This window comes from Psychrobacter sp. ASPA161_6 (assembly GCF_051970285.1).
Taxonomy (GTDB): Bacteria; Pseudomonadota; Gammaproteobacteria; order Pseudomonadales; family Moraxellaceae; genus Psychrobacter; species Psychrobacter glaciei.
In genome coordinates, this window is record NZ_JBEFNJ010000001.1 from 996,117 (window position 1) to 1,022,178 (window position 26,062).

At 44.7% G+C, this 26,062-nt stretch carries 19 protein-coding genes; 13 read left to right on the top strand and 6 right to left on the bottom strand.

Annotated elements, in window-relative coordinates:
- Window positions 1–38: 38 nt before the first annotated feature.
- Both aceE and ACTQ9T_RS04100 read left to right on the top strand, forming a co-directional pair.
- Window positions 39–2,852 (top strand): pyruvate dehydrogenase (acetyl-transferring), homodimeric type, encoded by a 2,814-nt coding sequence (gene aceE, locus ACTQ9T_RS04095; protein ID WP_010198169.1) that lies wholly within the window; start codon window positions 39–41, stop codon window positions 2,850–2,852.
- A 25-nt stretch (window positions 2,853–2,877) separates the two neighbouring features.
- On the top strand, window positions 2,878–4,626 hold the full coding sequence (locus tag ACTQ9T_RS04100; RefSeq protein ID WP_440464156.1) for a 2-oxo acid dehydrogenase subunit E2: 1,749 nt from the start codon (window positions 2,878–2,880) through the stop codon (window positions 4,624–4,626).
- Between the two features lie 195 nt (window positions 4,627–4,821).
- Here the strand turns inward: ACTQ9T_RS04100 and ACTQ9T_RS04105 are convergent, their stop codons facing one another.
- The gene (locus ACTQ9T_RS04105; protein ID WP_010198177.1) at window positions 4,822–5,451 is read right to left on the bottom strand and encodes an OmpW/AlkL family protein; all 630 of its coding nucleotides are present in this window, start codon (window positions 5,449–5,451) and stop codon (window positions 4,822–4,824) included.
- Window positions 5,452–6,260: 809 nt separating this feature from the next.
- Between ACTQ9T_RS04105 and ACTQ9T_RS04110 the strand changes: the two genes are divergently transcribed.
- Window positions 6,261–7,244, top strand: coding sequence for an ion transporter (locus ACTQ9T_RS04110; protein ID WP_189581520.1), 984 nt, complete (start codon window positions 6,261–6,263; stop codon window positions 7,242–7,244).
- Window positions 7,245–7,390: 146 nt separating this feature from the next.
- Here ACTQ9T_RS04110 and ACTQ9T_RS04115 read toward each other — a convergent pair whose 3' ends face one another.
- From ACTQ9T_RS04115 to ACTQ9T_RS04125, 3 genes are all read right to left on the bottom strand, one after another.
- Complete coding sequence (locus ACTQ9T_RS04115; protein ID WP_010198180.1) at window positions 7,391–8,038, bottom strand: TerD family protein; 648 nt, start codon at window positions 8,036–8,038, stop codon at window positions 7,391–7,393.
- Between the two features lie 80 nt (window positions 8,039–8,118).
- A complete protein-coding gene (locus tag ACTQ9T_RS04120; RefSeq protein ID WP_440464157.1) occupies window positions 8,119–9,258 on the bottom strand; it encodes a helix-turn-helix transcriptional regulator in 1,140 nt (379 codons plus the stop codon).
- A 210-nt stretch (window positions 9,259–9,468) separates the two neighbouring features.
- Window positions 9,469–12,237, bottom strand: coding sequence for an AAA family ATPase (locus ACTQ9T_RS04125; RefSeq protein ID WP_440464158.1), 2,769 nt, complete (start codon window positions 12,235–12,237; stop codon window positions 9,469–9,471).
- Between the two features lie 449 nt (window positions 12,238–12,686).
- Between ACTQ9T_RS04125 and rsmG the strand changes: the two genes are divergently transcribed.
- The 10 genes from rsmG (at window position 12,687) to ACTQ9T_RS04175 (ending at window position 22,926) form a co-directional block, all read left to right on the top strand.
- Window positions 12,687–13,403, top strand: a complete 717-nt coding sequence (gene rsmG, locus ACTQ9T_RS04130) for a 16S rRNA (guanine(527)-N(7))-methyltransferase RsmG (protein ID WP_189581525.1) — start codon at window positions 12,687–12,689, stop codon at window positions 13,401–13,403.
- 261 nt (window positions 13,404–13,664) lie between these two features.
- Window positions 13,665–14,438 (top strand): ParA family protein, encoded by a 774-nt coding sequence (locus ACTQ9T_RS04135; protein WP_440464159.1) that lies wholly within the window; start codon window positions 13,665–13,667, stop codon window positions 14,436–14,438.
- 263 nt (window positions 14,439–14,701) lie between these two features.
- Window positions 14,702–15,847, top strand: a complete 1,146-nt coding sequence (locus ACTQ9T_RS04140; RefSeq protein WP_440464160.1) for a ParB/RepB/Spo0J family partition protein — start codon at window positions 14,702–14,704, stop codon at window positions 15,845–15,847.
- A 78-nt stretch (window positions 15,848–15,925) separates the two neighbouring features.
- A complete protein-coding gene (locus ACTQ9T_RS04145; RefSeq protein ID WP_413190674.1) occupies window positions 15,926–16,660 on the top strand; it encodes a MotA/TolQ/ExbB proton channel family protein in 735 nt (244 codons plus the stop codon).
- 86 nt (window positions 16,661–16,746) lie between these two features.
- A complete protein-coding gene (locus ACTQ9T_RS04150) occupies window positions 16,747–17,178 on the top strand; it encodes an ExbD/TolR family protein (RefSeq protein WP_010198193.1) in 432 nt (143 codons plus the stop codon).
- Between the two features lie 138 nt (window positions 17,179–17,316).
- Complete coding sequence (msbA, locus tag ACTQ9T_RS04155) at window positions 17,317–19,104, top strand: lipid A export permease/ATP-binding protein MsbA (RefSeq protein WP_440464161.1); 1,788 nt, start codon at window positions 17,317–17,319, stop codon at window positions 19,102–19,104.
- 78 nt (window positions 19,105–19,182) lie between these two features.
- Window positions 19,183–20,295 (top strand): tetraacyldisaccharide 4'-kinase, encoded by a 1,113-nt coding sequence (lpxK, locus tag ACTQ9T_RS04160; protein WP_440464162.1) that lies wholly within the window; start codon window positions 19,183–19,185, stop codon window positions 20,293–20,295.
- A gap of 35 nt (window positions 20,296–20,330) precedes the next feature.
- Entirely contained in the window at window positions 20,331–21,179 is an 849-nt protein-coding gene (kdsB, locus tag ACTQ9T_RS04165) for a 3-deoxy-manno-octulosonate cytidylyltransferase (protein WP_440464163.1), read from the top strand.
- Between the two features lie 106 nt (window positions 21,180–21,285).
- A complete protein-coding gene (locus tag ACTQ9T_RS04170; protein WP_440464164.1) occupies window positions 21,286–22,422 on the top strand; it encodes a DNA polymerase III subunit delta' in 1,137 nt (378 codons plus the stop codon).
- A gap of 156 nt (window positions 22,423–22,578) precedes the next feature.
- Window positions 22,579–22,926 (top strand): PilZ domain-containing protein, encoded by a 348-nt coding sequence (locus ACTQ9T_RS04175; protein WP_189581546.1) that lies wholly within the window; start codon window positions 22,579–22,581, stop codon window positions 22,924–22,926.
- A gap of 156 nt (window positions 22,927–23,082) precedes the next feature.
- On the opposite strand, the gene ppk2 is transcribed toward ACTQ9T_RS04175, so the two are convergent.
- Both ppk2 and ACTQ9T_RS04185 read right to left on the bottom strand, forming a co-directional pair.
- Complete coding sequence (ppk2, locus tag ACTQ9T_RS04180; RefSeq protein ID WP_228293107.1) at window positions 23,083–24,096, bottom strand: polyphosphate kinase 2; 1,014 nt, start codon at window positions 24,094–24,096, stop codon at window positions 23,083–23,085.
- A gap of 236 nt (window positions 24,097–24,332) precedes the next feature.
- Window positions 24,333–25,907 carry an acetyl-CoA C-acetyltransferase gene (locus ACTQ9T_RS04185; RefSeq protein WP_440464165.1) on the bottom strand — a complete coding sequence of 525 codons (1,575 nt, stop codon included), beginning with the start codon at window positions 25,905–25,907 and terminating at the stop codon, window positions 24,333–24,335.
- Between the last annotated feature and the right edge of the window lie 155 nt (window positions 25,908–26,062).

A 26,062-nucleotide genomic window follows, 5' to 3' on the forward strand; every position in this document is an offset into this window, starting at 1 on the left:
ATAGTACAGGGCTGACTGATAAAAAAGGATGAGTAAAGATGAGTTATTATAAGGATGCTGATAGCACCGAAACCCAAGAATGGCTGGACGCCTTTGAGTCTGTCATCAAACATGCGGACAAGGATCGCGCGCAATTTTTGCTAAAAGCCTTATACAACATGGCGGTACAAGAGGGACTGCCATTTAATAGACTAGATACTGCCTATGTTAATAGTATTGCGGTCGAAGATGAGCCAATGTACCCAGGTGATTTGGGTATGGAGCGTAAAATTCGTGCCTTGATTCGCTATAACGCTTTAGCAATGGTCATGCGCGCCAATAAGAACGATGATGACTTAGGTGGTCACTTAGCGACATTCGCGTCTAGTGCCACACTATATGAAACTGGCTTTAACCACTTTTTCCGTGCGGCAAGTGATCACTTTGGTGGTGATATGATCTACTATCAAGGTCACTCTGCTCCAGGTATTTATGCTCGCTCATTTCTAGAAGGTCGTTTGACGGAAGATCAGCTCGATAATTTCCGCCGTGAAGTCGGTGGTAAAGGCTTATCAAGCTATCCGCATCCTTATCTAATGCCGGACTACTGGCAGTTCCCAACGGTTTCGATGGGCTTAGGTCCTATCATGTCGATCTATCATGCTCACGTGCATCGTTATATGGAAAACCGTGGCTTGCTCGAAAAAGAAGGTCGTAAGATTTGGACGTTCTTGGGTGATGGCGAAACGGACGAGCCAGAAAGCTTGGGTGCGATTTCTCTTGCTGGTCGTGAGAAGCTGGATAACCTGATATGGGTGGTCAACTGTAACTTACAGCGCCTGGACGGTCCAGTCCGTGGTAACGGTAAAATCATTCAAGAGCTAGAGTCGGTGTTCCGCGGCGCAGGTTGGCGCGTGATTAAAGTTATTTGGGGTGGTAACTGGGACAGTCTACTGGCCAATGACAAAACGGGTGTGCTAAAGCATCGTATGGAAGAAGTGGTCGATGGTGAATACCAGTTATATGAGGCCCGTACAGCTGAGTTTACTCGTAAAGAATTCTTTGGTAAATACCCAGAGCTAGAAGAGATGGCAGATGCCTTGACGGATGATGATATCGCACGTTTGAACCGTGGTGGTCATGATCCAGTGAAGGTATATGCAGCCTTTAGTGAAGCCATGAAAACCAAAGGTCAGCCAACGGTTATTTTGGTCAAAACCGTCAAAGGTTACGGCTTATCTGCTCAAACACAAGCGGTCAATAAATCGCATCAGGTGAAAAAGCTTGATCAAGACGCACTGGTCTATTTCCGTGATCGTTTTGACTTGCCATTTACCGATGAGCAGCTAGAGACTCTACCGTTTTACCGTCCTGAAGAAGGGTCGGCAGAGATGAAATATCTCAAAGGTCGTCGTGAGGCATTGGGTGGTCATTTACCAAACCGCCGCAGTGGACATATTCCATTGAATATTCCTGAATTGTCTATTTTTGACCGAGTGCTAAAAGGCAGCAATGGTAAAGAGCAGTCGACGACGATGGTATTCGTACGCCTGTTGTCAGCTATGTTAAAAAACAAAGACATCCAAGATCGTGTGGTACCAATCGTACCAGATGAAGCACGTACTTTCGGTCTAGAAGGTATGTTCCGTCAACTGGGTATTTACTCTGCAGTTGGTCAAAAATATACGCCAGAAGATAGCGAAGCATTAATGGGTTATAAAGAAGCTATTGATGGTCACATGTTAGAAGAGGGTATCAACGAAGCAGGTGCAATGAGTACGTGGATTGCGCTCGCGACCAGTTACTCTGTGAACGCGTTACCGATGATTCCAATGTATATCTACTACTCAATGTTTGGTTTCCAACGTGTGGGTGATTTGGCTTGGGCGGCAGGCGATTGTCAGGCGCAGGGCTTCTTGTTGGGTGCTACCGCTGGTCGTACTACGCTTAATGGTGAAGGTTTGCAGCATCAAGATGGACATTCGCAGATATTGTTCAACGTAGTACCAAACTGCGTCAGCTATGATCCTTGCTTTGGTTATGAGCTAGCAGTTGTGATGCATGATGGCCTGCGCCGTATGTATGGTGAAGGCGAGCGTGTTTATTACTACCTAACGCTAATGAATGAAAACTACGAGCAACCTGCCATGCCAGAAGGTAGTGAGGAAGGTATCAAGCGCGGTATGTACTTGCTTGAAGACAATGGCTCAGCACAAGTACAACTATTGGGTTCAGGCGTGATTTTACGTGAAGTACAAAAAGCGGCACAGATTCTAAAAGATGAGTTTAATATTACCTCTAACGTCTGGAGTGTCACCAGCTTTAACGAGTTGACGCGTGATGGCATGGAGTGTGATGACTACAATCGCTTGCATCCAATGGATGAAGAAAAAGTGCCTTGGGTTACTGAGCAATTGGCACCGCACGAAGGTATCGTAGTTGCTGCAACTGACTATATGCGTAACTATTCAGAGCAGATTCGCGCTTGGTTACCAGACAATCGTCCTTATACGACGCTAGGCACTGATGGCTATGGTCGCTCTGATACTCGTGAAAACCTACGCAGTTTCTTCAATGTTGATGCTGCTCACATCGTCGTTGCCACGCTTAAGCGTCTGGCAGATGAAGGTGAAGTTGAGATGCGTCTGGTAAAAGATGCGATTTCAAGCTTAGGTATCGATGTCGATCAGCCACCTGCATGGCAACAGCAGTCTTATTCGGATCATTCTCCAGATGCGCCAGCACCAGGTAACGTCAATCCAAATCCTGTGCCTGAGTTCGTTGCTGAAGACGATGACGAAATCAGTAATGAGGGTCGTTCTGAAGATCAAGCAGATTCGACTTTACTCAATGACGGCGATGTCAAAGAATAATAACCATAAGACAAGGAGATAAATCATGGACATTAAAGCCCCCGATTTGGGTGTTGATAGCGCCGAAGTTAGCGAAATTATGGTAGAAGTTGGCGACGTCATCGAAAAAGACGACAATATCATTTTATTAGAATCTGACAAAGCCTCGGTCGAAGTGCCTAGCTCTGCTGCTGGTAAAGTGACCAAAATCAGCGTTGCGGTTGGTGATCAGGTCAGTGAAGGTATGGTACTGATTGAGCTTGAAAGTGAAGCGGACAGCGCAGAAGAGAGTAGCGATAGCGCATCTGATGCCGATCAAAAAGCTGATGACGAAAAAGATACTAATGTTGCACCAGAGACAGAATCTGTCGCTGAAGCCAAACCTGCGGCAACGGAGTCTAGTGCAAAGCCTGCGTCTAACGCTGGCAAAGCCACGACTCATGCATTACCTGATCTAGGTGTCGATGAGGCGCAAGTCTCTGAGATTATGGTGAGCGTTGGTGATATCGTCAGTGCTGAGCAATCAATCCTATTAATCGAATCTGATAAGGCGTCGGTAGAAGTGCCTGCACCAGTCGCTGGTAAGGTTGAGAAAATACTGGTCGAAGCCGGTGATATGGTTGCCAATGGTCAGGATTTCATCGTCATTGTCAGTGATGCAGACGCTTCTGATTCACAAGACTCAGCACCAGCTAAGTCAGACGACAATGTAAGTAAAGATAACGTTAGCAAAAATAGTGCTGATAAAGACGATAGCGCTGCTGAGCCAAAAACCACTGGTGAGCCGAAGCAAGCTGCCAAACCTGCCCAGACTGATACAGCCGCTAGCAAAACAGATAGTAAGTTGACCGAAACTCAGGTAAATGAGAAGTTGGTCGATGTTTATGCCGGTCCCGCAGTGCGTAAGCTGGCACGGCAGCTGGGTGTCGATATTAGCCAAGTGACGGGTTCTGCAGTCAATAAACGTATCTTAAAAGAAGACTTGTTTGCTCACGTCAAAGAAAGTTTGACCACACAGAAAGCAGCACCTGCAAGTAGTGGTACTATCAGTTCAGGACTGCCAAAACTGCCAGATATGAGCAATACTGAGATTTGGGGTGAGACAGACACACAAGACCTTAGCCGTCTGCAGAAAGTCTCGATACCGCAGCTTAACTATAATACCTTACTGCCACAAGTCACACAGTTTGATCTGTCTGATATTACTGAGACAGAAAAGCTACGCGGTGAGCTAAAAGGTGGCATGAAAGCGGAAGGTATTGGTTTCACTATTTTGGCCTTTGTGGTTAAAGCAACGGCCTACGCCTTGACCCAGCATCCACGTTTTAACAGTCACTTAAGCGACGATAATACTCAAGTTATCTTGCGTAAAAGCGTGAATATGGGTATCGCAGTGGCGACTGATGATGGCTTAATCGTTCCTGTCATCAAAAATGTGCAAGATAAAGGTCTTAAGCAAATCGCCATTGAGATTGGCGAGCTAGCAGTTAAAGCACGTGATAAGAAGCTGAGCACCAAAGATTTACAAGGTGCAAGCTTTACGATATCAAGCCAAGGTAATTTAGGAGGCACTGCCTTTACGCCGTTGGTAAATTGGCCACAAGTGGGTATCTTAGGTGTGTCTGAGGCAAGTATGCAGCCACGTTGGGATGCTAAAACCCAAAGCTTTGAGCCGCGTTTGGTGTTGCCGTTGTCACTGTCTTATGATCACCGTGTGATCAATGGGGCAGATGCCGCAGTGTTTACCCGCTATATCGCCACGTTACTGGCTGATCCGCGCCGTATCCTGATCTAGAATTGATCAGCAATTAAGAAAGAGACTGCCTATGGGTGGTCTTTTTTTATGTGTCATGATTTGTTTTTATAAGTCGTTATCTGCTTTTATAAATAAATGCTCAGTAGTTAGGGTAGACAGTAATGATCGTAATAAATAGGCACAAAAAAGCCAGCATAATCGCTGGCTTTTTGTATACATACTATTTTTGCTATCTTAGAACTGTTTAACGAATGCTACGCCATATACCCAAGGGCTGATATCGACTTCGCCAATGTCATTGCCATTTAGGCTAGCATCTGTCTTGATATCCATATAGCGTGCATCGATACGGAAGGCTTCAGTCGGGGCAAAAGGTATGTCAAGACCGACATGACCGGCTACGCCGACGCTATCATCAAGCTCTAAGTCGTTGCCATTACCAAGATAGATTCTTTCTTTAAAGAAAGTTGTATAATTGATCCCCACACCAACAAATGGTTTGACGTTCATTGGTAGGTCATAGCCATCGAAGTGATACTGTAGAGATAGCGTAGGTGGGAGATGCTGAGTTTTTGCATCAATTTTATTACCATCGGCATCGGTTAGAGTGATGTCGTGATGGAACGGAATCGCCGCTAGCAGTTCGACACCGACGTTGTCAGCAAAAAAGTACTCACCGCTGATAGTCGGACGGATATCATCATCAACTTCTACGGAAAGTGTGCCATCTGCAAGTGTGCCGTTATCACTTTTAGGGTTGACCATATGAGCGCCAGCAGCCACAGACCATGTACCCGCAGGTACGGCAAAAGCAGTCGTCATGGTAAATGCGGCAGCCACTAAAACTAGGGATTGTAGTTTCATCGTTTGGTTCCTTGGTGCAAAAATAGATTATCGATAAGCACTTAATGAGGGATGACATTAAATACTGATATACAATGTTGGCTCTGTTGATTGCTCTGTAACATTGTTACGCTATTTTAACACTAAAACCATTTTGTTAGTAAGGTTTTAATTGAAAAACCTTACTATTTTTAAGGGAATGACAATGTAGAACAGAAACTTAATGTCCGTAAAAACATATTTGTTAAACAGTTCTCATTGTTGTAAGTTAGTAGTCAGGTTTATGTTCAGGACATAAACCGCGCCAAATGAATAACGAATAATAAATAACAAGGTAAAGGTATATTATGCTGGGTTACTGTAGTAATTCGCCATTGCGTTGTCAGAAAGCACGTTCGATGATCCTGTTAAATCAAGTGGATACTTATTGCCCAGAATGTGGTTTGTTTCTACTACCTGCTCAAAATCTCAGTCGGCAATTACGTGCCGACGAGCGATTTTTACAGTACACTTTTCTTATAACAGGACTGGTGTTGCTGGCTTGTGTCTACCTTTATTATCTAAATTTTGCCTAATTATGATTTATAGTGAAACCTCTTGTGTTAATAAGTAGGCTATTCTCACCACTACTGGCTTAGAGGGCTGTTAATAAAAGTCTCTTTCTAAGAGCTTCTATCCAACATACGGTAATAAATGCTTGAAAATCAGGATAAGTAAAAGATTGGTTACTGACATAGAGTGCTCTTTGTACTGTTGTTGAGCGCGATAGTCAGGCTTTAATACTTTTACTTCATTATCACAAGATCGGTGTTACACCGTATAGGGACCGCATGCAATTCCAACATATACGGCGTTTGCGTATTTTCGTTTATAATATTTTGCAAAATGATGAGCATGACACGCTCTTTAGCCGCTATGTCGATTATTTTCTGATATTTCTAATCATGACTAACGTAGCAGCTGTGATTGCGGAGTCTGTCGATCGGTGGTATTACCCTTACCAAAATTATTTTACGTGGTTTGAAAACTTCTCTATTGTGGTGTTCTCTATCGAATACTTGCTACGCTTATGGAGCGTCGCCGAAGCGAAGCCGGACAATACGACTTGGCGTCAGCGTTGGCAGTGGTTAAAAAGCCCTTCTGCATTGATTGATTTAGTCGCCATTGTGCCTGCGTTCTTGAACTTTTTTGTCACGATTGATTTACGCTTCTTACGTATTTTGCGGCTTTTCCGTATTCTTAAACTGACGCGCTATTTTGCGTCGATGCGTATTTTATTGGTGGTAATCAGTAAAGAAAAAGGCTCATTTCAAGCCGTTATCTTCATTCTAATTATCATGATTGTGACCGCCTCTAGTGGTATTTATCTGGTGGAGAACCATGCACAGCCAGAAGAGTTTGAATCTATACCCAAAGCGATGTGGTGGGCTGTGGTGACACTGACGACAGTGGGTTATGGTGATGTGATACCCATTACCAACGCTGGTAAAATATTGGGTGCAATCATTACGATACTGGGTGTGGGTCTAGCAGCCTTGCCTGCAGGTATTCTCGCCACGGGTTTGGCAAACGAGCTAAACCAACGCCGTGAAGAACTAGAGCAGCACTTTCGTGAACAGCTGGTCGATAGCGATTTTGATTTGGTACAGAATCAGATGATGGTGGAAAAAATACGCCGTGAGCTTGGGCTAGATAAGGAACAGGCGCAAAACATCGTACTACAGGTATTGCGAGAGCAAGAGCTTGAACGTCGAGAAAGAGAGGTAGAGACAAGACAAAAGAATTTCTGTCCACATTGCGGTGAGGCATTGTAAGTAATGCTCGCAGCGATACCTTCGCGTTTTTAGGATATTTTGACTACATTTGGAATTTGCAAAAATTAGAGTTTACAAAAAGGGTGCGACGTTATTAATACGTCGCACCCTTTTTTTTGTAGGGATAGATTGCTAAGTTGCTGACATTAAATCCCTTGCGGAATAGGGAGTGCGCGTGCCAATTCATGGGCGACTTGCTGCGCTGCAATGGCCAAATCTTCGGCTGGAAGCGGTAAATTTTGCAGCGTGAGATGCCAATCATCTACTTCTCGGCGCAAATGTGCCACCCAAAGTGTGGTGCAATCACGGGGCAATTGTTTTAGATTGACTTCAAAACAATGATTGCCCTCGTCATCGCTCAGATGAATTTCGCCTTTTTTGACTCTCGAAAACGGATGACCATGGTAAGAGTTGGCAATCATAGCAATATGGGTGATATGTGCTGGAATCTTATCCAAATAGAGTCTGATTTGTTCTTGGTCAAGGGGTGCCAAATACATGGCTTGATCGCCGCGATCTTTTCCATTGAGACTGTCACCTTGATGTTTTACTGATTCAGCTTTATCACGCAGCTTCTTGAACCAGACAATGTCGCTAATAGTGCAATGCTCGTCGTATAGTACACAAGCTAAATCAATATCAATCGCGCCTTCATTTTTTTTAAAACGCTTTAGCATACCTTTTGGTTCAGTCTTGGTAAACTCGTAATTGAGCGCAAAAAATAACGTTCCCGCATCCAACCCTAATCCTTTTAAGCTGTCCGATAGTAATGGTGACGGGGAAGTGGTCGACATAGTATTCCTTGTTACTTTTGATGTTTTAAGTGACTTTATTTTAATTGCATATCGTTTGAGTTAAGCATTGTACTCAATCATCACGATTGATTATTCAGTGTTTCATCCAAGACGGTTTTATCCAAGACGGCTTGATGCAGCAGCTCAGGCTTGGCATTTAAGAGACCGCTGCCAAAACCGCGCAACCACCAGACCAGCTGCGAGGTCAAATTCACTGTTGCTTGAACGGTCAGCGTGTCACCGTCATTTAACGTGACCGTTTGATCATCGCTAAGCTTGCTTTCAGTGAGGCTCTTGCCTGCTTGTTTGGTGAATTGTAGCTCAATAGGCGTATTTTTGCCATGATCGGCTAGCTCACGAAATAATGGATGGCTAAAGCCCATGCCACCAGCATCTAGATAGGTGTCTAGTTGGAATTCGTCGGGCGTTTTCGCCGAACTCTCAAGAATATCGACGCTGGCAAATCGATGCAAGGCAAAGGTGCGAATGACAGTCTCTGGATCATCCGTGCGAGTTGCCAGTAAGTAGATGATGACGCCGCGTTGAATGATAGCGATGGGATTTAGGATGTATTCACCGGCTTGCGATTTATTGCTACGGGTATAACAGGCTTTGATTTGTAATTGATAAAAGAGCGCATGGTAGATATTGTCTTTGCTATCCAAGTCAATATGTGGCGCGATTAGTGGCTGGGTGGCAGGCTCGATGCGCACTCTGTCTATCCATGAATGAGTGACTTTACTGTTTTTTAGCTGCCGCCGTGCTAGGTCAAACCACGGAAATAATTCATCTAAAATAACAGGCGGTAATAGCTGGGTTAGGTTGGCTTCAACCATATTAAAGGCAACCGCTTGCGACAAATTCATATGCGGTAAGCTTTGTAGTGGGGCATCATCGCACCAACGCCAGCCTTGCGGATTGGCATTGTTTTTTTCAATGGGAAAGCGTTTGGCGAGCGCATTTAAGTCGCGCTGAACAGTGCGTAGGCTGATGTCAAAGCCCGCCATCATCAGCTGCTCGTAGATGTGGGTTGTGCCCACCCAACGATTGCGCTGTAGCTGTGATAGCACTTGCCATTGGCGTGCAGTTGTCGCTGCACCGTGGCGATTATCACTGCTATTTCCTGAAACATTATTGTCCGTAGCCGCTACGGTATTGGCAGTCTCAATAGAGTCTGTTTGATCTTGGAGAAGGCCGGTGTCAGTAGAATGTACAGTCATTAAGCGATAACCTTTATGAAGTCACGAATCAGTTTTTAGATATTTTTATCGAGTCACTAGCCGTTTATCATCGCAGAAAAGTATCGTAGCGTCTAGGGCGTCTCATCATTTAGCCTATTGAGTCATTAAGTGGTTTTAAACGGCTAAATTTTTCTATCAATCAGCTTGTACGGTATTGATGGACATTTTAGTATCATTATTATTGACCTCTTAATCGATGCCTTGATTGATGCTTTGGTTAACACCTTGATCGTCATTTATCGCGATTTCGTTCTCTTCTTTCTTGTCTTTACGTTTCTCTTTTTTTCTCTTATCTTGTTTTTTCTGACGTTTTGCTTTCTGCTTTTTTTTATCTTTCTTTTTGGACTTCTTATCATCAATATCATCGTCATTGTTATCTTGGTTCTCATCCCATAGCATCAAACGGCTTAAGACTTTGCCAAACAATGTCTCTTTACGATAGCGACCTTTTTTGTTCATGGTATCGATAGGTAGACCAGTCATCAGTGTCAATGCTTCACTTAGGGTATGAACCCCATAAATATGAAATTCGCCTGCTTTGACAGCGGCAATGATATCGTCGCGTAGCATGAGCTGTTTGACATTAGCCATTGGAATGACTACGCCTTGCTGACCCGTTAGCTCTTGCTCACGGCATGCATCAAAGAATCCGGCGATTTTGGAGTTGATACCACCGACCGCTTGCACTTCGCCCAACTGGTTCATAGAGCCGGTAATGGCGAATGATTGATCAATCGGCACGTTTGCTAAAGCGGACAATAGCGCACAGCCTTCGCTGACGGTAGCACTATCGCCATCGATATGGGCGTAGCTTTGCTCAAAAGCGAGCGAAGCACTGAAGTTGAGCGCATGATGTTGGCTAAATAATGCGCGCAAATAGCTGGTCATAATCAGCATGCCCTTAGCGTGCAAGCTACCACCCAAGTCTACGTCGCGCTCGATATCGAGAATCTCACCCGTACCGATATTCGGTTGAATGACCGCAGTCAGGCGGGCTGGCATGCCAAACTCACTATCGGCATAGCTGACCACGGTGAGGGCGTTTACTTGTCCAACGGCACTGCCTGTGGTTTGGATAAGCTGCTGACCGTTTTTGAGCTCGTCCCAATAGAGATCACGCAGGTATCCTGAGCGCTCGTCCATATCTTCGATGGCTTGGACCACATACTTTGCACTGACCACTTCCTGTCCGCCTAAACGCGCATGACGGTTAGACTCATGCAACAGCTTAATCAATAAATCGCTGTGCAAACTTAGTCGATCTTGGTCTTCAGCTTGTAAGCTTAAATGCTCTAGTAGGGCGGCTTGTGCACTACGATCAAACGGGTAGAGGTTGGCATAATCAATGATGTCAGCCATTTTTGCGACCAGTGCCAATTCGTGCTCACTGCTGCGAACCACATCATCATGGAAATCAGCGCGTACTTTAAACACCGCATCAAACTCAGGCTCAAGCTCTAATAGCTCATAATACAAATCTGCTTCGCCAAGCAAAATCACCTTAATATCAAGGTCAATGGGCGCAGGTGCTAGCGATAAACTGCCTGTTAAGGTCAGCATTTGCTCAAGGCTCGAGAGTTTGATTTTGCGCGATTGTAGTGCGCGCTTAAGACCCTGCCATGCATAAGGATGCTCAAGTAAATGACTGGCTTCTAACAGTAGATAACCACCATTGGCACGATGTAACGCACCGGCTCGAATCATACTGACATCGGTGGTCACCGTACCTAATTGGGTGATTTGCTCAACATGACCCAATAAGTTCAGATGCGTCGGCAAATCTTCAAAGACAACAGGGGCGCCGCTGTCTGGCGTGTGACTGACAATGACATTGACCGCATAGCGGCTTGGAGTCGTCGCCAGAACTGCGGTCACAAACTCTTCATCATCGCCATTGACGATGCGCTCGACGTGCGTAACCATGTCGGCAAATACGGCTTTGAGATAATCAACGATTAGCGGATGACTGGAAAACTGCTCATAAATAGGGGTAAACAAAGGCTGTAGGGCACGACGTGCAATATTGCGATGCAGTGCTTCTATAGCGTCATTGGCTTCATCTTCTAATTGCTCTAAGGCGATGGTCAGCTGACTCAAGCGTTTTTGCATATGGTTCTTTTGCACAAAGTTACTTAGCTCAGCTTCATATTCACTATTGCCATATTCGTTATCGTCAGCAGCATCTTTGCTAGAAGTGGTGGTTTTCTTACTTTCTCCTATTACTGATGGGTTTTGACTGTTAATAGAGGTTTTGTCATCTTTATTATCAGTATTATTACTTTCAGTCGCGGTTTGATCGGTTTCTGTTGCCAATTTGCTTGGATGGACAAACACCGCTTTGTTATCAAAGGAGCGAAACGTCAACGCCAAGTCATATTGCTTACCTTCCGCATTGAGCACCTCGTAGGCCTGACTTTCTTTTTGATGCGTGTCGTTTTTGATGGCCTCGATTTTGCTTTGATACTGGTCGCTACGGAAGCGTTGGCTCAGTCGTTTTTTTGCTTGCTGCCATAAGTGATTGACTTGCTGCTGCAACAGTGAGGCTTGACCAGCAGGTAGGCGCAAGGCTAATGGGGTGCGTGGATCGGTAAAGTTATGCACATAGACCCAGTCGTCAGGCGTGGGTGCATCTGCGGCGATACGCGTTAGCAAACGACTAATGATGGTACGCTTGCCCAAACCATTTTCACCAGCCGCAAAAACATGATAGCCACTGGCTTTGATATCTAAAGCCGTCTGCAAGGCTTTTAGCGCGCGCTGCTGACCAAAGCCAACGTCCAAGTCTGGTGCCGTGCGTGTGTCCGTCGGCAGCTCATTTGGTTCGCTATACCGCTTTAGTTGCTCAGCGCTGACAAGGCAGCGCTGCTTAACCTCAGTAAAGAGTGGGTGCGGCGTATCCGGTGTTGCTTGCTTGCCGTCTTTCGGCGCGTCAGTCAATTCAGCAATAGGTGTTACCATATTAGTCGTGTCTTTTTTATTAGCGTCATTTGATATTTTAGACGTGGGGGCATGTTTTTGTTCGGTCATAGGCGTATGGTGTGTCGTCTTAAAAAAGTGGATTGTTTTTAGAGGGTAGCGTGGTTATTTTTTTACACAATGTCTTTATGCTTAATTTTGTCTTTATGCTTAATTTTTTATTATTAATTAAAGACATCTTACAAGATATAGCGGTGTTTTAAATAAGTCATTAAACGCAGTTTTGTATCATAATTGGATGCGTCACTGAAAATAATGAATAAAAGAGCAGCAGATGGATGGTCAGTTTAATGCCATCAAAGCAGAATAACGCCTCAATAGCAGCGCAGATAGTATAAGATGTCTCACATTGGCGCAATCTGCAACTATTCAATAGGCAGGCTGCATGATAAAATAGTCGGTTCACATGTCAAAACTGGATAACTCGTTGTATGTCAGCTTCCGCTAAAACCACGTCATCGTCTGCTCGTACGGGAAATATTCCTATTGATCCTACGGGCTTTGTTAAGCTTGGTGCGCAATTGCCAGCGTTGGCCAATATATTGGCACAAGCGATAAACGAGCTAAGTCTACCCTTAAGTGAGACGCAGCAGCGCACGTTATTATTGTACTTAGACCAGCTTTTATTGTGGAATAAAGCGTATAATCTGACCGCCATCACCGATCCAGAAGAAGCCTTGATCAAGCATGTGATTGATTGTTTGTCTATTATAACGCATTTACCGTCAGGCTCGCTGCTGGATATCGGCACAGGGGCTGGCTTGCCCGCCGTTATTATTGCGATTTGTCAGCCTGAGCGGCAGTGTACGGCGCTTGATAGTAATCAAAAAAAGATTCGCTTTATTAAGCAAATCAGCAGCGAGCTTGGCTTGAGCAATATGCAGCCTATCGCCTCTCGTATTGAAGCGCATGAGGCCAGCTATGACGTGGTTACTTCTAGAGCATTTGCCAGCCTCATAGATTTTGTCGAAGTCGCGCAGCCAAGACTGGCGGATAATGGTTATTTATGTGCGATGAAGGGTAAAGCGCCAAGTGATGAAGAGCTACAAGCGCTAGATAACGACTGGCATATTAAGACGATTAAGCTTAAAGTGCCACGTCTGCATGACAGTCGGCATTTAATTGAAATGTCTGCTAAAAATGTCTAAGCTATGAGCACCTTGTAGTCGTGAAACATCGTTTACCTTGGTATTTAAATAGCATAATATCTAAAAAATCTGGATGCAAAGCGAGTTATTTATATTGTAAGTATCATTTGTATTATAGTGATAAGAAGCTGAACGCCAAGCATTGCGGTTGCTAAAATATCTATTAATAACAGGCAATCAGTAGCTGGCGGTCACAGATATGCAGTACAGCCAGTCGGTAAAATACAGTAAGTAAAGACCCTAATTAAATTGAGTGAGTGTATGGAAATCATAGCAATTGCGAATCAAAAAGGCGGCGTGGGTAAAACCACGACGGCGGTAAATTTGACCGCCAGCTTGGCTGCTAAGCGCAAGCACGTACTGCTGATTGACCTAGACCCACAAGGCAATGCGACCAGTGGTACTGGTGTGGACAAAAACGCATTAGAGTTGACCATCGCTGATGTGTTGCTGGATGGCGTCTCGTTGTCTGATACCATTGTTGCCAGTCCAGCAGGGTTTGATGTGATCGGTGCCAATCGTGATTTGGCTGGTATGGATATCACCTTGATGAGTAAAACCAACAGTCATGAGCTCTTTAAGACAGCGATGGCAGCGTTGGTCAATGATCAGATCGCGGCTAACAAACCTGCTTATGATTATGTGATTATAGACTGTGCCCCTAGTCTGAACTTGCTAACGATTAATGCCTTGGTTGCTACTGACGGGGTGATTATTCCTATGCAGTGTGAGTATTACGCACTAGAAGGTTTAGCGGACTTGTCACAAACGATTGAGCGTTTGACTGAGCTCAATCCAAAGCTCTATATTCGCGGTGTCGTCAGAACATTATTCGATTCACGTAACACACTAGCTCGCGATGTCTCTGCTGAATTAGAAGCGCACTTTGGCGATATCATGTACAAGACGCACATTCCAAGAAATATCCGCTTGGCAGAAGCGCCAGCGCATGGCCTGCCAGTTATCGCCTACGAGCGCTGGTCAAAAGGTGCGCGTGCTTATCAAAAGCTGGCTGCTGAAGTGATGAAACAGTGATCAAAAAGCCGCTAGTTTTTTGTGTCTAAGCGCAAAAACTGACCATAATGGAAAATGACCAAACAGAAAAATAGTATTAAACATCGTATTTATTATAGTCAATCTAAAATAATATCAATACAAGCAAACCAAGTGCTAGCGATACATTAGTATGGTCAGCGAGGTTGACGACGTAATGATTTTATAGTGGGCAGGCTATAGTAATGAGTAAGCCGCATTTACAATTATTTGGCTTTTATTTTAGCGTTAGAGGATAGGTAATCATGGCGAAGAAAAGAGGGTTGGCTGCTAATCGAGGCTTGGACGCCTTGTTAGGGTCAATCAAAAAAGAAAAGCAAATTACCGCCTCTGCCTTGCAAGACGATATGGCTGCGCGTGACAACACTTTGCCAGCTGAAACATCAGATACTGAAATACTCAACACCAGTGTGCCCGCCAAAACTGTAGGCACAAAAGCCAATGAAAAACCGATGGCAAATACTACAGGGTCTGGCACGACTAACCGTAATCGTACAGCGCGGTCACCGCGGATGGCTAGTAAAACAGCTGCCAATAAATCCCGTACTGCTGGCACAGATAATAATGGAACAGAAGACCAAATTAGCTTGGTACAAATTGATGTCACGCGTCTACAAGCGGGTAAATACCAGCCGCGCCGTGACATGAGTGAAACTGCGCTGATGGAATTGGCGTCCTCTATTGAACAGCATGGCGTGATGCAGCCCATCGTTATTCGTCCATTACTGGCTAACGAAGACAAAAGCGAAGCATTCGTTACCCATGAAATCATCGCTGGTGAGCGCCGCTGGCGTGCCGCAAAAATGGCAGGTAAAGCCGTGATACCGGCGATTGAGCGTGCATTGTCAGATGAGCTGGCTATTGCACTGGCATTGATTGAAAATATCCAGCGTGAAGACCTGTCAGTGATTGACCAAGCCGCCGCATTGCAGCGTTTTCATACAGAGTTTGGTATGAGTCATGCGATGATTGCTGAAGTTGTTGGCAAGGCGCGTACCACTGTATCGAACCTACTACGTTTGAACCAATTACATGACACAGTAAAAGACCATTTAGCAAACAGCGCCCTAGATATGGGTCATGCACGCACGCTTTTGGCATTGTCCTCTGAGCAGCAACCTATCATTGCGCAAAAAATCATTGATGGCGGCATGACGGTGCGAGAAGCTGAAAAGCTGGTTAAGTCAATTTTGCAGCCCGCCCCCAAAACCAACCGTACGGAAAAAGCACAGTCTCGTGACGCTGAACGTCTAACGCAAAGGCTGACCGACATGCTTGGTGCTGAAGTTAAGCTTAAGCATAAAAAAGACGGGCAAGGCAGTGTCGAGATATTCTTCCACAGCCAAGATCAGCTAGCCGCTTTGATTAAACATATAGAAGCGCAGGTTTGATAGTTTCCGTCAGGTTATAACAACGGTTCAAACCATCTTTATAAAACATATTTTTTCAAAATATAAAAGAGAGTCAGTATGTGGGAGTTGGTAAAGGCGGGTGGATGGTTGATGACGCCGATTGTGGTGTGTTCAATATTGGCGTTGGTCATCATTATTGAGCGTAGCCATACCTTGCAATTTAATAAAGTTGCCCCGAGTAGATTACGCGAACAGCTCATTACCCGTTTACGTGAAAATGGCGATATCGGGCGTACCCAGTTGATGAATGTCAAAGAAAAGACCGCTCTTGGTGACATTTTAGCGACAGGGCTGCTTTATCGTCAGTATGGACTAGAGTCGATGACGATGCATATGCAAAACCGTGCAAGTGTGCAAGTGCATCAATTAGAAAAAAACATCAATATGCTTGGCACTATAGGTGCGATTGCACCGTTGCTCGGACTATTAGGGACGGTATTGGGGATTATCTCGTCGTTCTTAGCGATTACTGATGGCGCGATGCAAGATCCAACGATGCTTGCTGCTGGCGTGTCACAAGCTTTGATTACGACGGCTGCTGGTATGATTGTGGCTATCCCAGCACTGGTTGCCTATCGCTATTTTCAGCGCCGTATCATTGATATCAATGCCCAGTTTGAGACCCAAGCAGGACTAATGATTCAAGAGCTGTATGATTATCAACTGTTTGAAAATACTTACAACCCTAGTTCAAAAACCTCAGCACATCGTGCATCATCGGATGAGACCGTAGGTAGTGAACATTCAACCAGTGTTTTAAGCTCAGATAATGGTATTGCAATGACGTCGTAGTATGAATAATTTTATTGGTACTACGCATCATGATATGAATAGTCATTTATCGAAAAACTGAGTATTAAGCATTTAAAGAGGGTGATATGCGCTTTAGAAAACCAACCGTCGAGCCGCTTGAAATCAATTTAACGCCAATGATCGATTGTCTATTATTTTTAATTGTATTCTTGCTGCTGGCAACGTCGTTTAATCATTTTAGTCGCTTAAATATCATTCTGCCTGAAGCGGAAGGCGTGGCACTGACCGAACAGAAAAACAGCATCGAAGTCGCCGTACAAGAAGATGGCAGTTATTTAGTCAATGGCATTACGCTTGCCAGTAGTAATGAGGCTGAGTTGACCAGTATGTTACAGCAAGAAGCGGGCAGTAATCGTGATATGCTATTCGTTATTGCAGCAGATGCCAACGCCACCCATCAATCGGTGGTAAGAGTCATGGATATCGCTGGCAAACTAGGGTTTTTGAACTTAAATATTAGTACTGTTGTACCACTTGGTCAGCCTTTACCACAATAATATTTTGATCCTGTTTGTGCTGTGATTTTTAATTGTACTATTTAAACGCTTAAGCGCTGTATTATCACATCAATACCACTATAAAACTGTGCTACTAGCACAGTCCATTCATGTCATGACACTCAAATTGAGGCTTTTATGAGCCAAGCTTATCAACCGGACTCTGCAAAAACTTCTATTAAGAAAGTATCAGTGTCTTCAGAAAGTCCGCCTAAGCATAAAACATTACTGCGTCTACTCAGCTACCTAAAGCCATATTGGTGGGCATTGCTATTGACGGTTGTGGGCTTTGCCATCAATGCTACGACAGAGATATGGGTTGCCAAACTTCTACAGTACATTACTGACGCTATTACTCAAGGAGATCAAAGCAAGAAAGCCTTATTTCCCCTATTGATCATCGGACTGTTCTTTGTACGCGGTGTGGGTAGCTTTTTGGGTAATTACTACTCTGCTTTGGTCTCGCGCAACTTGGTCTATGAGTTGCGAGTAGAGGTGTTCAATAAACTGCTGCGTTTGCCAAGCTCATTTTATTTGGCCAATCCTGCGGGGACTATTTCATCGAAATTGATATTTGATGTTGAACAAGTCACCGCCGCGAGTACAGACTCGATGAAGACGTTGCTGCGTGATGGTTTGACTGTCGTGGCGTTGATAGGTTTTTTGCTGTATAGCAATTGGCGTTTGACCTTAATTTTATTTGTCGTACTACCACCCATACTATGGCTCATTCGCATCGCCTCCAAGCGTTATCTCAAGCTCTCTAAAGGCATTCAAAAGACGATGGGCAATGTCAGCCATATCACCAATGAAGTCATCGGTGGCTATCAAGTCGTAAAAAACTACGGCGGGCAAGCGTACGAAGCTGAACGCTTTGATAAAACATCAAAAAAGAACTTGCGCCAAGGCATGAAAGTTGTCGTTACCAACAGCATCAATACGCCTGCGGTACAGCTATTGATGGCGATGGCGATGTCAGTTGTGGTGTGGCTCGCATTGAGACCTGCGGTAATAGATAACATTTCAGCTGGTGAGTTTATCTCATACATTGCAGCAGCAGGCTTGCTGAGCAAACCAGTCAGGTCGCTCACCGATATCAATCAAAAATTGCAAAAAGGCATTGCCGCTGGTGAGTCTATTTTTGCGCTACTTGATGAGCCAGAAGAAGAAGACACAGGTACAATAAACAAAGCACTGTCAGGTGAGATGTCGTTAGAGAATATCAGTTTGATTTATCCTGATTCGACGGTCGCCCTGCATGACTTTACATTGAATATAAAAGCAGGTGAGACGGTTGCACTCGTGGGACGAAGCGGTGCAGGTAAGTCATCGTTAGTTAATTTATTGACGCGCACTCTAGAAGCCTCTTCAGGGCAGATTACGTTAGATGGTATGCCCATTGAAAGTATTAAGTTAGAGAGTTTGCGCGCCCAAATTGCCATGGTGAATCAGCAAGTAGTCCTGTTTAATACCACAGTTTTCAACAATATTGCTTATGGCAGCTTAGCTCATAAGACCCAAGCTGAAGTGGAACGTGCCGCAAAAGATGCCTTTGCTCATGATTTTATTATGAAGATGCCAAACGGTTATCAAAGTGAGGTCGGTGCTGAAGGCTTGCAACTGTCTGGTGGTCAACGTCAACGCTTATCGATTGCTCGCGCCTTATTAAAAGACGCCCCGATTCTAATCTTAGATGAGGCGACCAGTGCGCTTGATAATGAGTCAGAATATTACATTCAGCAAGCGCTTGATAACGTAATGAAAGATCGTACTACACTGGTTATTGCACATCGATTAACCACGATTGAGTCAGCCGATCGTATCGCTGTACTAGATGGCGGTCAGATCGTTGAGCTAGGGACGCATGACGAGTTGATGCAGATGCAAGGTCACTACGCGCAAATGTATGAGCGCGATTTTGAGTAAGATTATGAACGATTTTACTAAGGTTTGAACGATAAAGTGTGAACGAGCACTAGGCTAATAAAAAAGTGACCAATACGAATGAGCATTGAGACGACAGTTACGCGTGCTTGGCAACGTCAAGCCGCTTGGTTGTGGCTATTATTGCCGATTAGCTGGTTGTATGGGCTCATTACCATGCTGCGTCGTCAAGCTTATACGATTGGCTTACTATCCAGTTACCACGCCCCAGTTCCTGTGATGGTGATTGGTAATATCAGCGTGGGTGGCAGTGGCAAGACGCCATTGATTATTGCCTTGGTTGATTATCTACAAGAGCAAGGCGTAAAAGTAGGTGTTATCAGTCGCGGTTACGGTGGCGATAGCAGTCAAATGCCAGCTTTGGTCGATGCCGCCAGTTTACCCAATGTGGTAGGGGATGAGCCTTGTTTGATTGTCAATATGACAGATGCGCCCATGGCGGTATGCCCCAATCGTAAGCAAGCAATTACTACTTTATTGGATGCTCATCCATACCTGCAATTAATCATTGCTGATGATGGTTTGCAACATTATGCGTTGCAACGTGATATTGAATGGATTGTGGTCGATTCAGCACGGGGCTTTGGTAATAAGCAATTACTCCCAACTGGATTTTTACGTGAGCCCATGTCGAGGTTAGAAGGTGCTACTGTTATTTATCATGAAGGGCCAAATAATAGTGCAGCGCCTCATAATAAAAACACCAAGCAGCAGTCACAAGCTGATCATCTGTCCATGCACCTGCAAGCGGACGACATGAAATTATTATGGCAACCTGTATTAGCTGACGCTCAAATTAATGCACCTAAAAAAGGCAGTAGAGTCCATGCGGTGAGCGGTATTGGCTATCCGCAGCGGTTTTTTGATACTTTACACTCGCTTGGCTTTGAGGTTACAGGTCACCCTTATCCTGACCACTATGAGTTTAGCTTGGCTGACTTGTTGCAATATCGCGAATATCCAATCGTGGTGACCACTAAAGATGCGGTAAAAATACGAGCTTTGCTATTGAAAGCAACTGCGGCGCAAACGTTGAGCAATGACCATAAAGAGCTTGTAAGTAGACTCTGGATATTGCCAGTAACAGCAGTGTTATCGGATAGTTGTTATGACAATTTACAGCAGCAGTTAACCGTATTAAATATTGATATGTCTAATAGTGAAAAGCTGTAAATCTTAGAATTTAAATGATTTTGTAGGAATAAACTATGTCGCCCATCATTACGCCCGCCAAAACGCATATTGTCGTTCCTGCTCGCTTTAAGAGTACGCGATTACCCGGTAAGCCTTTGTTAAATATCCATGGCAAGCCAATGATCCTTTGGGTCGCCGAAAAGGCGCAGGCAGCACACTTTGCTGATGATATGTGTATTGCGACCGATGATGAGCGTATTGCAAAAGTGTGTATGGATGCAGGTTTTGATGTGGTGATGACCAGCGCAGAGCACGCTTCAGGGACTGACCGTTTGGCGGAAGTCGCTGCCATTAAAGGCTGGGCCGAGCATGATATTGTGGTCAATATGCAAGGTGATGAACCGTTGGTACCGCCGCTATTATTAGAGCAGGTAAAGGCGCTTTTGGTAGCAGACAATGACAGCGTGATGGCTACCTTATGTGAACCTATTGATGATCACGAGACTTTTATACGTCCATCAGTGGTAAAAGTTGTCAGTCAGCACGCTAATGATTTGCAACGGGCGCTATATTTCAGCCGAGCACCGATTCCTTGCGATCGAGATGTCGTATTGGCTGATGAGAGCCATAAGCAGCCACCCAAAAACGCTTATCGTCATTTAGGATTATATGCTTATCGCGTTAGCCTATTGCAGCAGTTTGTACATTGGCCGCAGACACCGCTTGAGATACTTGAAAGCTTAGAGCAATTACGTGTTTTAGAGAATGGTGGTCATATTGCTATTGCCACAGCCGCTTGCCAGCTGCCAGCAGGTGTCGATACTCAAGAAGATTTAGAGCGTTTAAATAGCATGAGCTTGGCGGATTTTCAAAACCCTCTCTCTCTAAATAGCCTAAGTGAAAACACACTTCCTGCTAAGTGACACTATTACACTACCTAATCGCACTACCTACTAATTTATCAGGCACATTTATCAAGCATAATAGTCGTCAAGTACAGTCATCAAGCAAAGCTATAGAGCAAAATTTATGAGTGACCTCACAGAAAGTACAGGTGCATTAGATACGTCAGATGGCATTTATTTTGCACCGTTACTGCCGTGGCAGAAAACTCTGTGGTCGCAGTTGACCAAGCGGGTGTCAACGTCGCAACAGTCTTTGCCTCATGCAATGCTCGCAGCAGGGATGCAAGGTATGGGCAAGCGTGCTTTTGTATGGCGTTTGGTCGCTTGGTTGTTGTGTCGTCAGCGTGATACTCATCCATTTGGCGCTTGCGCCGAGTGTGAAAGCTGCCAGTGGCTCAGATCCGGTACGCACCCAAGCTTACAAGTGCTTCCTATTGTCAGTATGCCGGTCAGTGTGGAAAACGCAAATAATAAAGAAGCTGCCAGTAGTAGTGTTAAAGACAAAAAATCTGCTAAAGCCGCTAGCAATAGTGCTCTTAAAATAAAAGTTGATGATATTCGTGCGTTGCAGCCTTTTATTTACCAAGGTGGGCAAGGGATGCGCATCTGCGTACTAGATCATGCCGAAAAAATGACGGTTGCTGCTGCCAACGCGCTGCTTAAGACTTTGGAAGAGCCGCAAGCGCAAGTTCATTTATTTTTACTCAGCGATACGCCAGCGCAGCTTTTACCGACCATTAAAAGTCGGGTTCAACAGCTGCCACTTCAGACCATTGAGCCTGCTACTGCCGTTGAATATGTGACGCAGGCGCTTGGATCTACGGTCAATCGTGAAGCGGTCGGTACAGCGGCAATTGAGCAACTTATCCAACTGGCAAATGGTGCGCCTTTAGCGGCGATAGCGCTGGCGCAGGCACCTTGGTATAGTAAGCGTGCATTGTGGCTGACAACATGGCAAGCACTACGTAGTGGCAAACGAAGTAGCATAGCAGCCAGCGATTATTGGCAAACCCAGCTTAGTATCATAGAGTTTATCCAGCTGTCTGAGCTGATGCTGCTTGATATGCGCCGTGTTTGCTTGGGGCTGAGCGAACTGCAAAAAGATATCAGTCTCTCAGTAGCATTAGACACTTATCAGCCTACTGACAGTGGTTTAGAAGGCTTTGCGACTAGCCTACAGCAGACCAAAATTGCCCTACAACAAAATGTGCAAGAAAAATTCGCCTATGATAAGCTAATGCAAGAATTGGCCTATCTATAGTCAATCCACTGTAGAAATTAAGTGCAGCAGGACTAAGAAGATTAAGACCAAGATTAAGATGCTCACTTATTATTTAGTGATTTATTAATGCGTTGGTCTAGCTATGATTTATCATTTATAAAATACCTCAAAACTCATTTATAAAGGAAGCTGACTATGGCAATGCCAGGGCGTGGCGGGATTTTAACCTGCCATATGGAAGATATCGAAACGTTATACGCCAGCTATTTATCCTTTGTAAATAATGGTGCCTTGTTTATTTCCTCTGATCGCGTGCAAAAGCTGGGCGATGAGGTGTTTATTGCGGTGACTTTACCCAACTCTAGCGAGCGCTTACCGATGAATGGTAAGGTGGTATGGATTAGTTCTAAAGTTCAAAGCGGTCGTCCTGCAGGTTTTGCGGTGCAGATTGGCACTGATATCGCAGGGCAAAGAATCAAAAATGAAGTCGAGCGCTTATTGGCTGGTAAAATAGACAGTTTGCAGTCTACTTATACCATGTAGCGTGTCTGTCTATTCGTGCGCTTATCTACTGAAATAACGATGGGTTTCAAGATAGATAGTCAGATAAAAAACACCACCTTATATATGTATAAGGTGGTGTTTTTTTAAGTAAAATATGACTGGGTTGAGTGAGGCTAAACAAAGCAGGAGTGTGTTTTAGTAACGCGGCGGCACATACATATCGTCTGGAATCGGCTCACGATAGTACTCATCATCACGCTTGCGCTCGGGTAGTTCTACCTCATCGCGCGGCACTTCTTTATAAGGAATTTGCTCCAGTAGATGCGCAACACAATTTAGCCTCGCGCGCTTCTTATTATTACCTTCGACCACCCACCACGGCGCTTCAGGGATATGAGTACGCTCAAACATGGTCTCTTTTGCCTTGGTATAGTCCTCCCAACGCCGCCGTGATTGCAGATCCATCGCTGAAAGCTTCCACTGTTTAAGAGGATCATGAATGCGGCTCATAAAGCGCGAATGTTGCTCATCATCAGTAATCGAAAACCAGTATTTGACTAAGCGAATACCAGAGCGTACTAGCATGCGCTCAAATTCGGGCACCGACTGAAAAAACTCTTCATACTGCGCATCCGTACAAAACCCCATGACGCGCTCGACACCCACACGGTTATACCAACTACGATCAAAAAGTACAATCTCACCAGCGGCTGGCAAGTGCGCCACATAACGCTGAAAATACCATTGTGATTGCTCACGTTCCGTTGGTGCAGGCAGGGCAGCGACTCTACAAACGCGCGGGTTTAATCGCTGAGTGATACGCTTGATAGCACCACCTTTGCCTGCAGAATCACGACCCTCAAATATCACCACAATACGCTCACCGCGAGCCACCACCCAATCTTGTAACTTGATAAGTTCTCGCTGTAGTCGCACTAACTCTTGAAAGTACATACGGCGATCTAATCTTTCTTGCTCGCTCATTTCCCGACCATCAAACCGAAAGTCTCGCATGTAATCATCGATTTCGTTCTCAAGCTCTTCGTCATAGGTATCAATCAAGTCTTGATGCATCTTACGGCGCAGCTCATCATCAAAGACTTCCTTATCCATGCGACCAATAAAATTGGCCTGCTCAGATGAGGTGAGCTCATTACGCTCTTGCGCGGTCAATGAATTGGGTTCAATCGCTGAGGGTATTTTGCTCATATCAAGCTCCAGATAAATGATGTCATGGTTATTATTGATTATTCTTACTTTATCATATCTGCTAGCAGTGCTATGCGTTGGCTACGTTTCATTATTGTGTTGTCTGACGGTTTCTGACCGAATTTACAATTATTGATGGAGAGAAGATAGGCATAAAAAAACACCCTCTAATCCATTGATTAAAGGGTGTTTTAAAACTTTCAGCTATTTATTGCCGAGTTACATCAGCTAGAAATTTACTTCTCTAGGATGCAAGTCACGCCTTGACCACCTGCGGCGCAGATAGAGATAAGTACACGTCCTGAGCCTTTTTGATCCAGTAGTTTCGCAGCGGTTGCTAAGATACGACCACCAGTGGCAGCGAACGGATGCCCTGCCGCAAGTGATGAACCATTCACATTGAGCTTGCTACGGTCGATAGAGCCTAGTGGCGCGTCAAGACCTAGACGCTCTTCACAGAACTTCTCATCTTCCCAAGCAGTTAATGTTGATAACACTTGTGAAGCAAAAGCTTCATGAATTTCGTAAAAATCAAAATCTTGCAACGTTAGACCAGCACGCTCAAGCATACGCGGTACGGCATATGCAGGTGCCATTAATAAGCCTTCTGTCGTGCCAGATTTGCCGATGAAATCCACAGCAGCTGTTTCTTGATGGACGATATAAGCCAATGGCTTCAGACCATGCTCTTTTGCCCACTCATCCGTACCCAGTAGTACACAAGAAGCACCATCAGTTAGCGGCGTAGAGTTAGCAGCCGTCATCGTCGGGTTAGCATTCTTTCTGCCAAATACTGGCTTTAGTTTACCCAGTTTTTCTAAAGTGGTATCCGGACGCAAGTTATTGTCGCGCGTTAGACCTTTATATGGAGTGATTAGGTCATCAAAGAAACCTTCATCATAAGCGCGCGCTAGGTTTTGATGGCTATTAAAAGCAAGCTCATCTTGTGCTTCACGGCTGATATTCCATTCAAGTGCAGTGATGGCTTGATGATCACCCATCGATAAACCAGTACGTGGCTCACCATTTTTTGGTGCATCGAGTAAGTCTTTTGGATTTAAGCCCATTAATGCTTTTAGACGTTGTTTGTTGTCTTTAGCAGCACCCAATTTGATAAGGACTTTACGTAGGCCATCGCCAACTGCGATAGGGGCATCAGATGTAGTATCTACGCCACCAGTAATGGCTGAATCGATAAGACCAAGGGCGATTTTGTTAGCAGAAGCAAAGGTCGCTTGCAAGCCAGTACCGCAAGCTTGTGAGATGTCATAAGTTGGGGTATGTGGGTTCAGATCGGTGTTCAGTGTGGCTTCACGAGTTAGATTGATATCGCGGCTTAATTTCATAACGGCACCAGCGACGACTTCACCGATTTTTTCGTCTTGCAAATTAAAGCGCTCAACCAAGCCATTCAATGCAGCGGTTAACATATCTGTGTTGCTGACGTCTGCATATGAGCCATTTGAGCGTGCAAATGGGATACGGTTGCCACCTAAAATTGCGACGCGGTTTAGACCAGAAGCAAGCTTCGTAGCGCTTGATTTTTTAGCAGAGGTAGCGGTCTTTTTGGCAGCAGGAGTATCGACTTTATCATCAGCGGCTTTTTTGCTGGTAGTGTCTTTAGCGGCACTTGCTTTAGTGTCGGTGCTGCTGGTTTTCTTAGCCGTCGCTTCTTTCTTGTTGCTCTCTGGCTTAGCACCATCTGTTGGCTTAGTGCTATCTGATTTGGTACTGCTTGATTTGTTATCGGTAGACTTTACGACAGTGCTTTCAACAACAGGACTCTCAGGGTGATTATTTTTATTACTCATAATATTATCCTTAAAATATTGGCAGAAAAAAGAAGGTAGCCCTTAAAAAGGGTGGCTAATTAAAATGTACTGCTTAAGTTGCTTGCAGGTATTACTTAATGATTTAATGCAATGAGCAAATGTTATCATTTATGATGCCGTCTAGCTGTGTATCA